Source organism: Sphingomonas sp. BLCC-B65 (assembly GCF_028550675.1).
GTDB lineage: Bacteria > Actinomycetota > Actinomycetes > Actinomycetales > Microbacteriaceae > Microbacterium.
In genome coordinates this window covers 200,147-212,935 of the sequence record NZ_JAQQGL010000001.1, presented here as the reverse complement: position 1 = coordinate 212,935, position 12,789 = coordinate 200,147, and the positions used below count along the sequence as shown (strand labels likewise).

Genomic DNA, 12,789 nt, shown 5'->3' with positions numbered 1-12,789 from the left:
GCCTACGAGGATGCCACGTCGGCGTCGGCCGGAGCCGTCGACGGCGGCGCCACGAAGACGGAGGCCTCTGCGATACGCGCCGCGCGCAGAGCCGCCGAGCGCGCAGCACTCATGAGGATTCCCGGGTCGTACCCGAGCGACGAGGTGAGTCCCACTCCGACGCCCACCGACGCGAGACGGCCGTGAGCGACCGCGGTGAGCTCGTCGATGGCGCCCCGGAACAGCGCGCTGCCGACGCGGCGAGCATCGGCGGTCGATTCGGCGAGAGTGCAGATGACGAGCTGTCCGTCCCCGTCCTCGCCGACCAGAGCCGCGGCCGGCGCGAAGGATCGAGCCGCATGACGGCAGGCGGCCGAGATCGTATCGACCACGTCACCGCCGAAGGCGTCGCCGATCTCGTCGAGCCCATCTGCACGAAGCACGATGACGGCGATGCCCTCCTGCCGCCACGAGGCTCGCTCCACGATGTCGGCGAGGGCTCCGGCGAAGGTACGCGGCAGCATGACACCGTCGGCGGCGACACCATTGGAGGTCAGCCACTCGTAGCGCTGCCGCGTCGTGCGCTGCGAGCGCAGCACCGACATGACGATCGCCGCCACCATCGTCAGGATCACCGTGACGATGTTCGCACTGATGGAGCCGAGCCACCGCGAGAACAGCTCGCTCTGCGGCCCGAGCGTCACGAAGACGACAAGGCGCACGGCGTAGAACACCCCCGCGGCCGCGAGCACGGTCGACAAGGCCCAGGCGCTGCGCAGTCCGCGCATCGGGCTGCGCAGCGATTCGGCGGCACCGGCTCCGAAGAACACCACGAGCGATGCCGCCATCGCCCACCATCCACCCCAGCTGCCCCGCGTCGGGTACTCGATGAGCGCGGCGACGAAGGTGATGACCGCAAGCGTCCCGACCGCCACCGACGAGACGAGGACGGAGCGGTCGTTGAACCGTCGGCATCCCAGAAGCATGAATCCCGGCACCGAGACGAACAGGGCGTTGCCGACCGCGACCGAGACCGCACCGCCTACACCCGCAGACCACGCCATGTAGGCGAGCGTTGTCGCCAGTCCGCAGAAGAACGCCACCGCCCACAGCCGTCCGGGGCCGGTATCGCGGCGCAGCAGGGTGTCGATGATGAAGGTCAGACTGGCGACTGACGCCACGATGGCCGTCATGACCGTGACGCTGAACAGATCGAGATTCATGCCCCGTCCTTGTCGGTGAGCTCGGCCGATCCGGGCGGGAGTCCGGTGGATGCCTCCCGGTCGAAGACCTCGCGGGTCGCCGGCAGCACGACGGTGAAGACGCTGCCCTCCCCCGCGGTCGATTCGACGGCGATGGATCCGCCATGAGCGGCGACCAGATCACGTGTGATCGTCAACCCCAAACCGTTGCCCGGCACAGACGGCACGGCTCGGAAGAACCGCTCGAACACTCTCGCGGCCGCATCGGGGGCCATGCCGATACCGGTGTCGGCGACCCGAACCGTCGTGTGAACGCCGTCGGTCGAGGTGGATGCCGTCACCCGGCCACCGTCGCGATTGAACTTCACCGCGTTCGCCACCAGATTGTCGACCACCTGTCGGATGCGGGCCGGATCGGCGTACGCCTCGGCCGCGCCCGACTCCTCCACGCGAAGGTCGACGAAGCGCCCCTCTGCGACCGGCTCGAGCCCTGCCGCTGCAGCGCGCACGATCTCGGTCATGTCGACGACGCGAGGGTGTAGGCGCGTATCGATCGACGACCCCGACCGCGACGACGCCGACAGGATGTCGGTGACGATCCCCAGCAGCCGCTCGCTGTTGCGGTACGCGGTGTCGACCTGTCTGCGAGCGTCATCCGAGAGCCCACCGCCGTCGAGCGCCAGCTCAAGATACCCGAGGATCGACGTCAGCGGGGTGCGAAGCTCGTGGGAGATCGAGGCGACGAGGTCGTCGCGCACCCGCTGCGCGTCCCGCTCCGCCGTGATGTCGCGGACGATCAGCAGCGCTCCGGCCGGGGCTCCGTTGTGATCGGTGAGATGGCGCCCGGCGAAGGCGAACGCGCGTCGGCGGCCGTCCGCGAGCGCGAACCACAGGACGACGTCGTCGAACGACTCGTGGCGCTGCAGACGCACCAGCGGATGCTGCTGAGGATCGAGCGGTACCAGCTTCTCGTCGGTGACGGCATCCTCACCGCCGCTGCCGGGAAGGAATCCGGGGATGCGGCCGAAGCGGAGGAGCGCATCGTTCTCGAGGACGACCTCACCCGCGGCGGAGAGGCGGATGACTCCGAAGTCGACCGTGTCGAGCACCTCGCTGACCAGCTGCTCCTGACGCAGCGCCTCGCGGTGCGCCGCCGACACGCGCACCGCCTGACGGTCCAGCAGCATCCGTTGCGCGCGGAAGCGACGGGAGGACGTGTGGCTGGCAGCGCCGACGGCGATGATGACCACCGGAAGGAGGACCACCGCGTACGTCCCCGCCGGCGACGCGCCGGTCGCGAGGATGAACCAGTATGTGAGCGGGATGCCGACCACCGAGATCGCGAACCCCGCCCGCCCGATGGCCGACAGCCACATCGCCGGAAACACCCACAGCAACCCGAACGCGGCGTTCGGCTCGGCGATGCGCATCAGGGCGATCGCCACGATGTCGACAATCGGGATGACGGTCACCGCGTACAGCGGCAAGCGGGACCAGGGCACTGCGAGGCCCGCCACTCCCCCGAGGACGACGAGCAGCACCGCGATGCCGAAGAGGCCGCCGTCGGTGAGGGATGCCGTGGCGATGCCGATGAAGAACAGCACGCCGACCACGGCGCACAGCACGAGCTGATTGCTGGCCGCGGCGCGGTCGCGCAGCTGGCCGCGGATGCGGCCGTCTGCGGGCGCGGTGGGGCTCGGGGGGCTCGCCATGGGACGACGTTACAGCCGGGGAGCCCGCGACGGCAGGAGGTGACGGCACAGGGCCGCCGCCCGGACGGATCCGGGGCGACGGCCCTGTGCGAACGCGGTGCGGCTCAGCGGCCCGACAGCTTCTCGCGGAGAGCCGCGAGAGCCTCGTCGTCGGCGAGGGTTCCGCCGCCGTTCGAGGAGTCGGACGAGAACGACGACGCGCCGGTCTCGATCGGAGCGGCGGCCTCGGCCTCGAGCGTCTTGGCGACGGCGAGCTTGTGCGCCTCCCAGCGAGCCTGGGCAGCGGCGTACTCCTGCTCCCACTTCTCGCGCTGAGCGTCGAAGCCCTCGAGCCAGGCACCCGACTCGGGGTCGAAGCCCTCGGGGTACTTGTACTCGCCGTTCTCGTCGTACTCGGTCGCCATGCCGTACAGCGCCGGGTCGAACTCGGTGCCGTTGGGGTCGACCGACTCGTTCGCCTGCTTGAGCGAGAGCGAGATGCGACGACGCTCGAGGTCGATGTCGATGATCTTGACGAAGACTTCCTCGCCGACCGACACGACCTGCTCGGCGAGCTCGACGTGCTTACCCGACAGCTCGGAGATGTGCACGAGACCCTCGATGCCGTCCGCGACGCGGACGAAGGCACCGAACGGAACCAGCTTGGTGACCTTGCCCGGCGCGACCTGACCGATCGCGTGCGTGCGGGCGAAGACCTGCCACGGGTCCTCCTGCGTCGCCTTCAGCGACAGGGAGACGCGCTCGCGGTCGAGGTCGACCTCGAGGATCTCGACGGTGACCTCCTGGCCCACCTCGACGACCTCGGAGGCGTGCTCGATGTGCTTCCAGGACAGCTCCGAGACGTGGACGAGACCGTCGACGCCGCCGAGGTCGACGAACGCACCGAAGTTGACGATCGACGAGACGACGCCCTTGCGGACCTGGCCCTTGTGCAGGTTGTTGAGGAACGTGGTGCGCGACTCGGACTGCGTCTGCTCGAGCAGGGCGCGGCGCGAGAGAACGACGTTGTTGCGGTTCTTGTCGAGCTCGAGGATCTTGGCCTCGATCTCCTGGCCGAGGTACGGCGTGAGGTCGCGGACGCGGCGCAGCTCGATGAGCGATGCGGGCAGGAAGCCACGCAGGCCGATGTCGACGATGAGACCACCCTTGACGACCTCGATCACGGAACCGGTGACGACACCGTCGTTCTCCTTGATCTTCTCGACGTCACCCCAGGCACGCTCGTACTGCGCGCGCTTCTTGGAGAGGATGAGGCGTCCTTCCTTGTCCTCCTTCTGGAGAACGAGGGCTTCGACCTCGTCGCCGACCTTGACGACCTCGTTGGGGTCGACGTCGTGCTTGATGGAGAGCTCGCGCGAGGGGATGACGCCCTCGGTCTTGTACCCGACGTCGAGGAGGACCTCGTCGCGGTCGATCTTCACCACGGTGCCTTCGATGAGGTCGCCGTCGTTGAAGAACTTGAGGGTCTTCTCGACCGCGGCCAGGAAGTCCTCAGCAGATCCGATGTCGTTGATGGCGACCTGCTTGGTGGCCGGGGCGGTCGTTGCGGTAGTCATGTAGTGGGTTGTCCTTGTTGGGTTGGATATCGGGCTCCGGCGCGAGATGATCGCGCAGCGGCAGACGGACGAAGACGAACGAATGCCCCGCCGGAGCGGTCGGTCAGGGATTGCGTGCCATGAGCGCGCGGCGTGGCGCCACACGAATGACACTCCAGGGTATCAGAATCACCGGCTCGTCGTCGGGGGCATCCCGCGCGGCGGCGGGCCCGTCGCCTACCCCCGCAGCGGATCGGCGGGGTCGGCCGGATCCAACGCCGGAGCCCCCGGCCGTGAGAGCGTGAGCACCGCCCACGCGACGCGGGGGCTCGCGGCGAGTCGGTCTTCGACGGCGTTCAGCTGAGCGGCGACCGCATGCTCGGGGATGTCGCCAACGAGATCGACGGCGGCGACCACGAACACCCGCCCCGGTCCGACATACTCGATGTGCAGATACGTGATCTGTGCGATCTCGGTCTGCTCGAGGAGGCGCTGCAGCGCGGCGGCCCGCACGCGGGGCTCGACCGCGACGCCCACCAGGAAGCGGCGGTTCTGGCGGATCAACACGATCGCGACGACGGCCAAGAGCACGCCGACGAGAATCGATCCGATCGCGTCCGGGGCCGCAGATCCGGTGAGCTGATGCAGCAGGATGCCGAGGAAGGCGATCGCCAGACCGATAAGCGCCGCGGCATCCTCGAAGAAGACCGCACGCAGCGTGGGGTCGGACGTGTCCATGACGTACTCGAGCACGTCCTTCGCGCTCTCCCGTGCGCGACGACGCGACTGGCGCAGCGCTTGGAGGAACGAGACGCCCTCTAGGACGAACGCGACACCCAGGACGGCGTAGGAGACGCCGAACAGACCGGCCGGCTCAGGCGCGAACAGCTCCTGCACCCCGTGCATGATCGAGACGCCGGCGCCGACGGCGAACAGACCGAACGCCGCGAAGAGCGACCACACGTACGCTTCCCGTCCGTACCCGGTGGGATGCCGCGCATCGCGCGGACGCGCCGACCGGCGGGTCGCGACGAAGAGGAAGATCTCGTTGCCGGTGTCCGCCCACGAGTGCGCGGCCTCGGCGAGCATGCTCGCCGCACCGGTGAGCATCGCCGCGACGGTCTTCGCGACGGCGATGAGGAGGTTCGCGCCGAGCGCGACGAGAACCGTCAGCAGCGACTCCGCATCGCCGGCTGCGCCGTCCGGCGCAGGGAGCGCCGCGCGGCGGGACGATCGGGAGGGCGCCATGCTCACACGCTACGCGGGGTCGACGACGCCGTCGACGTACAGCCAGCGACCGTCGAGACGACGGAAGCGGCTCCGTTCGGCGAGGACGCCGCGTGCGCCCGTGCCGCGCTCCCGCCACGCGGCCCGGAACGCGACGGTGGCGCGGACGTCGTCCGCCCCTCCGTGGGTCTCATCGATATCGAGGCGCTCCCAGCACAGGTCGTCGTCGAGCTCCAGTCGATCGGGGCGGGTGGCCGGGTGCCACGACGCCAGAAGATGAGAGGCGTCGCCCAGCGCGAACGCCGTGAACCGTGAGCGCATGAGCTTCTCCGCCGTCGCGGCCGCGACACCGTCGAGAACAGGACCGCAGCATGCGGCGAACGCGCCGCCGCTCCCGCACGGGCACGGCGATGCCGCAGCCGGACGGCGGCCTCGTGGTGGGGAGGCGGCGCCGAAGGACATTCCCCGACTCTACGTCGCGCCCACGCTCGCGCGCGCCGAGTGTGCGACTGTGGAGAACCGCGGTGAGCGCACGGCGCGGTGGCTACCGTGAGGGACATGACGAGGCGAAGACACGTGCTGTCGGCAGTGGTGGCGTTCGCGCTGGCCGGGAGCATCGTCGGATGCACACCGCAGAGCACGCCGTCGCCCGCGCCGAGCTCCAGCTCCTCGACGTTCTCCTCGGATGCCGAGGCCTTCGCCGCCGCCGAGGCGACCTACCGCGCCTACGTCGACGCCCTAAACAAAGTGTCCTTCTCCGATCCCGCAACTTTTGAAGACGTCTATGCGTGGACCGCCGGCGCACTCCGAGAAGCCGACCAGAGGAGTTTCGAGGAGAACAGCAGAGCTGGCCTGGCGATCGAGGGCAGTTTCCGGGTGGTGAAGCTAAGTGCTTTCACGCAGGATGCGGAAAGTGGGACGATGACGCTTGACGCCTGCCTCGACGTCTCGAGCGTAAGAGTCACGGATGTCACGGGCACGCCGCAGGGCGACACGACTATGGCTGACATTGTGCCCCTGAGACTCACATTTGAACCGCGCGCGCAGACCCCCACCGCACTGGTGATCACAGATACTCAACCACGCAGCGAGGGGGACGCATGTTAGGCGTGGCGACCTTTGCAACGCTTCTCCTTATAGACATGATCGTTGCTCCCCAGGCGCGGACGTGCTCAGCAATTGATCAAGCACTCGGCAACTGCTCGATCTCCAACACCGGGTCATCGGTCGAGATCGGCGCGACGCGGCCGGGCGGATCTGGCGGTTCCGGGGGTTCCCGCGGCGATGGCGGCGATGCCGAGGCCGCGCCGGCGCCACCGCCGCCCGCGTGCACCGACAGCCTGTGCCGGGGCAATTACTCGGTCGTGGTGCTGCAGCCGACCCTCAGCGACGTGGCGTCGTTCGCTCCGGCATCCGCACCCTTCGTCGACGAACCCGATGGGGTCGGCATCGTCGGCATGCCGATGAACTTCGTCGCGACGGCCGGAGTCCATGAACAGGCGGGGACGCTCTTCGATCTTCCGGTCACGGTCCGCTTCACGCCGACGTCGTACCGCTTCATCTACGGCGACGGCACGTCGCGCGACAGCCCCACGGGCGGCCGGACCTGGGCCGCGCTCGGACGCGCGCAGTTCAGCGCCACCGACACCAGCCACGCCTATGCCGCACGCGGCACCTACACGGCGTCGGCGACCGTGCGCTATGCGGCGCAGGCCAACTTCGGCAACGGATGGATCGATGTGCCCGGCCTCCTCGACATCCCCGCCGGCACGACGACGCTGCAGATCGTCGACGTCAAGACCGCCCTGGTCGACAAGACCTGTCTCGAGAATCCGCGCGGGCCCGGCTGCTGACCCCGCGCCGTCGCACCGTCGTGACAGGATGAGCGCGTGGCCGATCGCCTGATGCTCCTCGACACCGCGTCCCTCTATTTCCGTGCGTTCTACGGCGTGCCGGACACGGTCACAGCGCCCGACGGCACCTCGGTCAACGCAGCACGCGGACTGCTCGACATGATCGCCAAGCTCGTGTCGACCTACGAGCCGACCCACGTGATCGCCTGTTGGGATGACGACTGGCGTCCGCAGTGGCGGGTCGATCTCATCCCCACGTACAAGACCCACCGCGTCGCCGAGGTCGTCGCCGACGACACCGACATCGAAGAGGTCCCCGATCCGCTTACGGCCCAGATCCCTGTCATCCGCGACGAGTTGGCAGTTCTCGGCATCCCCGTGGTCGGTCGAGCCGATCACGAAGCCGACGATGTCATCGCCAGCTACGCGACTCAGCACGCCGGTGCCGTCGATGTCGTGACGGGCGACCGCGACCTGTTCCAACTCGTCGACGACGCCCGGTCGGTGCGCGTGATCTACACCGGACGCGGCATGAGCAAGCTCGAAGTCCTCGACGAAGCTGCCGTCATCGAGAAGTACGGAGTGCGGGCCAGCCAGTACTCCGACTTCGCCGTCCTGCGCGGTGACGCCTCGGACGGGCTGCCCGGCGTCGCCGGGATCGGCGAGAAGACGGCTGCGGCCCTGCTCGCCAGTCACGGCGACCTCGCCGGCATCATCGCCGAGGCAGCCCGCGGGGGCCTCGCGGCGGGCGTTCGGGCGAAGATCGTCGCCGCAACCGACTACCTCGCCGTCGCCCCGCGGGTCGTCGAGGTCGTCCGCACGCTCGACCTTCCCGCCCTCGGCGCACCGCTGCGTTCCCCCGACCCCGACGCGGCCGCCCGGCTGGATGCCGAGTGGAACCTCGGGGCACCGCTCGCCCGCGCGATCGCCGCCATCACCGCCCGCGCCTGACGATCAGCGCGCGAGCCAATCGCGCAAGCGGTCCAGCGGCCACGTGGTGATGATCCGCTCCGGCGGAACGCCGGTTCGATCCGCACGCGCCGCCCCCTCATCGATCAGACCGAGTTGACCGGGCGCGTGCGCATCGGAGTCGAGGGAGAAGAGGCACCCCTCCGCCAGCGCGAGAGCGATGAGCCCCGACGGCGGATCCTCACGCTCGGGTCGTGCGTTGATCTCGACGGCCACGTCATGAGCCGCGCAGGCCGCGAACACGGCGCGCGCATCGAAGGTGGAAGCCGGCCGGGTGCCCCGCTCGCCCCGCACGAGCCGGCCCGTCACGTGGCCGAGCACGTGCGCTTGGCCCGAAGAGACCGCCGCCACCAGACGGCGTGTCATCGCCGAGGATTCCATTCGCAGCTTCGAGTGCACCGAGGCGACGACCACGTCCAGCCGCGCCAGCAGCATCCGCTCCTGATCGAGACGCCCGTCGTCGAGGATGTCCACCTCGATACCGCTGAGCAGTGTGAAGCGATCGTCGCTGAACGACGGTACTTCGTCGAGCTGCGCACGCAGTCGTTGCGCGCTCAGACCGTTGGCCACGCGCAGACGCGGCGAGTGATCCGTCAGCGCGAGGTATTCGTGACCGAGGGCGCGCCCCGCGTCGACCATCTCGCCGATCGAGGTCGTGCCGTCCGACCAGTTCGAGTGACAGTGCAGGTCGCCGCGAAGCTTCGCTCGCAGCGTCGAACGTGCAGGGGCGAATCGGTCACGCAGCTCCGCGAGATAGGCGGGCACCTCGCCAGCCAGCGCCTCCTGGATCACTCGGAACGACGAGTCCCCGATGCCCGCGCGCCTGCGGAGGCTCGCGTCATCCCGCAGCTCGTCGTCCGAGAGATCCTCGATCGCTGCCGCCGCCCTGCGGAAGGCGGCAGAGCGGTATCGCGACGCCCGCTCGCGCTCGAGCAGCGTCGCGATCTCCCGCAGCGCGTCGATCGGCTTCATCTGCACGCCATCATGACAGCGAAACGGGCCCGCGCGGCGCGCGAGCCCGTTTCCGGGGGGACGAGGTGCGGGACGTCAGGACCGGATCACGGCCGACCGTCGCACGACGACCGGCACCGAGGCCAGCCGCGTGAGAGCCGCGCCGAAGAGGATGGACAGAATTCCCATGCCCATCGCGAAGGCAGCGACCCCGAAGGAGACGACGGAGGTGAACAGCGAGGCGCGCAGGAACGACGCGTTCATCATCGTCGCGCGCACCGGGTCGTCCTTGTCGAGCTCGGCGTAGGTCTTGCCGCCCGACGCCTTCAGCGCGTGGTGCTGGATGATGTCGGCCTGCACGTACGCGGTGAACGGGCCCTGGACGGTCTGTCCCTGGAACGCCATCGCATCGTCGGGCACGGTGATGTTCTCCGCACGCAGCTGGCTGGAGACCGTGAGCCAGACGACCAGACCCACCACGATGAGCGCGATGCCGCCGAGGATGCCGAGAATGCCGGCGATCTTGACGAAGCCGACCTTCTTCTGCGGGGGTTCAAGGGTGTCGGCGGTGGCGATGTTCTCTGACATGGCGGGTCCTCTCTTCGGTGCCGTGCTGTTGCCTCACGGTATCGCTCTCACGAGAGCCGGGACCAGGGGAACGGGCCGGAGAAAACCCTGTGGTCAGTCCACAGTGCGAGTCGTTGCCTCGACCCAACGGTCGAGGACACCGCGAGCCGAGCCGTCGTCGATCGCCGCCGCTGCCCTGTCGCGGGCGTCGGCGAGACGCTCGACGATCGGCAGCTGCACCTGCGTGGCATCGCGGAACAGGTCATACGAGACGATCCCCGCGGCCGCGTTGAGCAGGACGATGTCGCGTACGGCGCCCTTTTCGCCGTCGAGCACCCGTCGCACGACCTCGGCGTTGTGCTGCGCATCGCCGCCGAGCAGGTCGTCGATCTCCGCCAGAGGGATGCCGAGGTCTCGCGGATCGAGGTCGTGCTCGTGGATGTCGCCGCGGCTGATCTCCCAGACACGGCTGTGGCCGGTGGTCGTGAGCTCGTCCAGGCCGTCATCGCCGCGGAACACCAACGCCGTGGCTCCGCGTGTCTGGAAGACGCCGGTGATCAGAGGAACGCGATCGAGAGCGGCGACCCCCACGGCGTTGGCTTCTGCGCGAGCAGGATTGCAGAGCGGCCCGAGGAAGTTGAAGACGGTGGGCACACCCAGTTCCGCTCGCGTCGGCCCCGCATGACGGAAGCCCGGATGGAACGCGGACGCGAAGGCGAAGGTGATGCCGGCCTCGGCGAGCACCTCGGCGACCCGCTCCGGCGGCAGCGCCAGATCGATGCCGAGCGCACCGAGCACGTCGGAGGATCCTGAGGCGGAGCTGGCGGCGCGGTTGCCGTGCTTGACGACCGGGATTCCGGTCGCCGCGGCCACGATCGCCGACATCGTCGAGATATTGACGGTGCCGAAGCGGTCTCCCCCGGTGCCGACGATGTCGAGCACATCGGCGGACACGGGCAGCGGCAGCGCGGCCTCGAGGATCGCGTCGCGGAAGCCCACGATCTCGTCGACGGTCTCGCCTTTCGCGCGCAGTGCGAGGAGGAATCCGCCGAGCTGCGACGGCGTTGCCGTGCCCCGCATCACCTGCCGCATGGCCCAGGTCGACTCGGACACGCTGAGGTCGCGCCGCTCGAGCACCGCAGTGAGGATTTCGGGCCAGGAATAGAGCTCCGCCATGAGCCCCGATCCTATCGGCACTCTGCCAGCCAACTCCCGGCGCGCCCGAAGGGCCCTCCAATCCCCCCGAAAGTCGAACGCACCTTCAGTGATGCGAAAACCGGCTGTGAAATCAGCCATAATGGGGAGCGTGACGACCACTCCAGCGACCTATTCCCAAGCCTTGCGTTCCGTCAAGCGGCCGGATCCGGTCGCCGTCGGCACCATCGTGTGGCTCGGCAGCGAGGTCATGTTCTTCGCGGGTCTCTTCGCGATCTACTTCACGCTGCGCAACGCCTCCCCCGACCTGTGGGCTGCCAGCACCGGCGACCTGAACGTGCCGTTCGCGGCCGTGAACACCGGCATCCTGGTGCTCTCCTCGTTCACCGCCCAGGCCGGTGTGTTCGCCGCCGAGCGCTTCCAGCCGTATCGTCGCGGCTCCATCTGGCAGTTCCGTCAGTGGGGAATGGTGGAGTGGTTCTTCCTCACGTTCGTGATGGGCGCCGTCTTCGTCTCCGGCCAGGTGTGGGAGTACGCGACGCTGGTCGCAGAGGGCATGCCGATCAGCGCGAGCTCGTACGCGTCGGCCTTCTACATCACCACCGGTTTCCACGCGCTGCACGTGACGGGCGGCCTCCTGGCCTTCCTTCTCGTGATCGGCCGCGCCTACGCCGTCAAGAACTTCGGACGCAAGGAGATGACGTCCGCGATCGTCGTCTCGTACTACTGGCACTTCGTCGACGTGGTGTGGATCGTCCTGTTCTTCGTCATCTACGTCGTCAAGTAAGAAGCGGAGCTGAGTTCCTCCATGGCAACCAAGACCACCCGGCAGAAGACCGGTCGTCGCAGCAAGTGGGCTGCCGCCGCGCTCATCGGCATCGGCCTTCTCGTCACCGGCGGCGTCTACGCCGGCGCGTCGGCGGCAATGGCCGCGACGGAGCCCGCGTCCGCGTCGTCCACCACGCTCACCGTCGAAGACGGCAAGAAGCTCTTCCAGGCCAACTGCGCCACGTGCCACGGCCTCAACATGGAGGGCACCGCTGACGGGCCCTCGCTCTACGGGGTCGGAGAGCTGGCCGTCGAGTTCCAGATGTCGACGGGACGCATGCCACTGCAGATGCAGGGGCCGCAGGCACCTCAGAAGCCGGTGCAGTTCACCGAGGACCAGATCCGTGCGATCGCGGCCTGGGCACAGTCGGTCGCGCCCGGCCCGACCTACCCGGATGCGCGCATCCTCGACGGCAAGGGCGATGTCGCCAACGGCGCCGAGCTCTTCCGCGTCAACTGCGCCATGTGCCACAACGTCGCCGCCGCCGGTGGTGCACTCACCGAGGGCAAGTACGCCCCGGCACTGACCAAGACCAGCCCGCTGCACATCTACGCGGCGATGGTCACCGGCCCGCAGAACATGCCGGTCTTCAACAACATGACCATCACTCCGGACGAGAAGCGCGACATCATCTCGTCGCTGATGTACCTGCAGGAGAACGAGTCCGCCGGCGGTTTCAACCTCGGCTCGCTCGGCCCGGTCTCGGAGGGTCTGTTCATCTGGATCTTCGGCATCGGCGCGCTCATCGGCATCACCGTGTGGATCACGGCGAAGTCGAACTGATCGGGCACACGTGGACAACGGCACTGA

The 12,789-nt window shown here is 68.6% G+C and carries 13 protein-coding genes; 5 read left to right on the top strand and 8 right to left on the bottom strand.

From position 1 onward, the window contains the following. Positions 1-2 precede the first annotated feature (2 nt). The 5 genes from PP359_RS01060 to PP359_RS01040 all read right to left on the bottom strand — a co-directional run bounded on the left by PP359_RS01060 (position 3) and on the right by PP359_RS01040 (position 6,117). Positions 3-1,202, bottom strand: coding sequence for a nucleotidyl cyclase domain-containing protein (locus PP359_RS01060; protein ID WP_112931637.1), 1,200 nt, complete (start codon positions 1,200-1,202; stop codon positions 3-5). Beyond that, a complete protein-coding gene (locus PP359_RS01055) occupies positions 1,199-2,893 on the bottom strand; it encodes a sensor histidine kinase (RefSeq protein ID WP_499249727.1) in 1,695 nt (564 codons plus the stop codon). Before PP359_RS01055 ends, PP359_RS01060 begins: the two co-directional genes overlap by 4 nt. A 104-nt stretch (positions 2,894-2,997) precedes the next feature. Continuing rightward, positions 2,998-4,449, bottom strand: coding sequence for a 30S ribosomal protein S1 (gene rpsA, locus PP359_RS01050; protein ID WP_036287953.1), 1,452 nt, complete (start codon positions 4,447-4,449; stop codon positions 2,998-3,000). Between the two features lie 216 nt (positions 4,450-4,665). Then, on the bottom strand, positions 4,666-5,676 hold the full coding sequence (locus PP359_RS01045; RefSeq protein ID WP_499249726.1) for a cation diffusion facilitator family transporter: 1,011 nt from the start codon (positions 5,674-5,676) through the stop codon (positions 4,666-4,668). Between the two features lie 9 nt (positions 5,677-5,685). Beyond that, entirely contained in the window at positions 5,686-6,117 is a 432-nt protein-coding gene (locus tag PP359_RS01040; protein WP_112931639.1) for a YchJ family protein, read from the bottom strand. 114 nt (positions 6,118-6,231) lie between these two features. Between PP359_RS01040 and PP359_RS01035 the strand changes: the two genes are divergently transcribed. From PP359_RS01035 to PP359_RS01025, 3 genes are read left to right on the top strand one after another with little or no spacing between them, the layout of a single operon-like run. Beyond that, the gene (locus tag PP359_RS01035; RefSeq protein WP_499249725.1) at positions 6,232-6,762 is read left to right on the top strand and encodes a hypothetical protein; all 531 of its coding nucleotides are present in this window, start codon (positions 6,232-6,234) and stop codon (positions 6,760-6,762) included. 35 nt (positions 6,763-6,797) lie between these two features. Beyond that, positions 6,798-7,508: a hypothetical protein gene (locus PP359_RS01030; protein WP_499249724.1), complete on the top strand. Its 711-nt coding sequence runs from the start codon at positions 6,798-6,800 to the stop codon at positions 7,506-7,508. A 36-nt stretch (positions 7,509-7,544) separates the two neighbouring features. Further along, on the top strand, positions 7,545-8,459 hold the full coding sequence (locus PP359_RS01025; RefSeq protein WP_112931642.1) for a 5'-3' exonuclease: 915 nt from the start codon (positions 7,545-7,547) through the stop codon (positions 8,457-8,459). Between the two features lie 3 nt (positions 8,460-8,462). Here the strand turns inward: PP359_RS01025 and PP359_RS01020 are convergent, their stop codons facing one another. The 3 genes from PP359_RS01020 to trpD form a co-directional block, all read right to left on the bottom strand. Then, positions 8,463-9,449, bottom strand: coding sequence for a PHP domain-containing protein (locus PP359_RS01020; RefSeq protein WP_499249723.1), 987 nt, complete (start codon positions 9,447-9,449; stop codon positions 8,463-8,465). Between the two features lie 75 nt (positions 9,450-9,524). Beyond that, positions 9,525-10,016, bottom strand: coding sequence for an aromatic ring-opening dioxygenase LigA (locus PP359_RS01015; RefSeq protein ID WP_135949299.1), 492 nt, complete (start codon positions 10,014-10,016; stop codon positions 9,525-9,527). Positions 10,017-10,109: 93 nt separating this feature from the next. After that, positions 10,110-11,171, bottom strand: a complete 1,062-nt coding sequence (gene trpD, locus PP359_RS01010) for an anthranilate phosphoribosyltransferase (RefSeq protein WP_112931645.1) — start codon at positions 11,169-11,171, stop codon at positions 10,110-10,112. 130 nt (positions 11,172-11,301) lie between these two features. On the opposite strand from trpD, the gene ctaE reads away from it, so the two are divergent. Both ctaE and qcrC read left to right on the top strand, forming a co-directional pair. Next, positions 11,302-11,937 carry an aa3-type cytochrome oxidase subunit III gene (gene ctaE, locus PP359_RS01005; protein ID WP_499249722.1) on the top strand — a complete coding sequence of 212 codons (636 nt, stop codon included), beginning with the start codon at positions 11,302-11,304 and terminating at the stop codon, positions 11,935-11,937. Positions 11,938-11,958: 21 nt separating this feature from the next. After that, positions 11,959-12,762: a cytochrome bc1 complex diheme cytochrome c subunit gene (qcrC, locus tag PP359_RS01000; protein WP_005049203.1), complete on the top strand. Its 804-nt coding sequence runs from the start codon at positions 11,959-11,961 to the stop codon at positions 12,760-12,762. The last annotated feature ends 27 nt before the right edge of the window (positions 12,763-12,789 follow it).

Excerpts from the sequence above, each read along its gene's own strand:
- PP359_RS01040 (WP_112931639.1), bottom strand. The coding sequence starts at position 6,117 with ATGTCCTTCGGCGCCGCCTCCCCACCACGAGGCCGCCGTCCGGCTGCG.
- PP359_RS01020 (WP_499249723.1), bottom strand. The coding sequence starts at position 9,449 with ATGAAGCCGATCGACGCGCTGCGGGAGATCGCGACGCTGCTCGAGCGC.
- PP359_RS01055 (WP_499249727.1), bottom strand. The coding sequence starts at position 2,893 with ATGGCGAGCCCCCCGAGCCCCACCGCGCCCGCAGACGGCCGCATCCGC.
- qcrC (WP_005049203.1), top strand. The coding sequence starts at position 11,959 with ATGGCAACCAAGACCACCCGGCAGAAGACCGGTCGTCGCAGCAAGTGG.
- trpD (WP_112931645.1), bottom strand. The coding sequence starts at position 11,171 with ATGGCGGAGCTCTATTCCTGGCCCGAAATCCTCACTGCGGTGCTCGAG.
- PP359_RS01015 (WP_135949299.1), bottom strand. The coding sequence starts at position 10,016 with ATGTCAGAGAACATCGCCACCGCCGACACCCTTGAACCCCCGCAGAAG.
- PP359_RS01045 (WP_499249726.1), bottom strand. The coding sequence starts at position 5,676 with ATGGCGCCCTCCCGATCGTCCCGCCGCGCGGCGCTCCCTGCGCCGGAC.
- rpsA (WP_036287953.1), bottom strand. The coding sequence starts at position 4,449 with ATGACTACCGCAACGACCGCCCCGGCCACCAAGCAGGTCGCCATCAAC.
- PP359_RS01030 (WP_499249724.1), top strand. The coding sequence starts at position 6,798 with ATGATCGTTGCTCCCCAGGCGCGGACGTGCTCAGCAATTGATCAAGCA.
- PP359_RS01060 (WP_112931637.1), bottom strand. The coding sequence starts at position 1,202 with ATGAATCTCGATCTGTTCAGCGTCACGGTCATGACGGCCATCGTGGCG.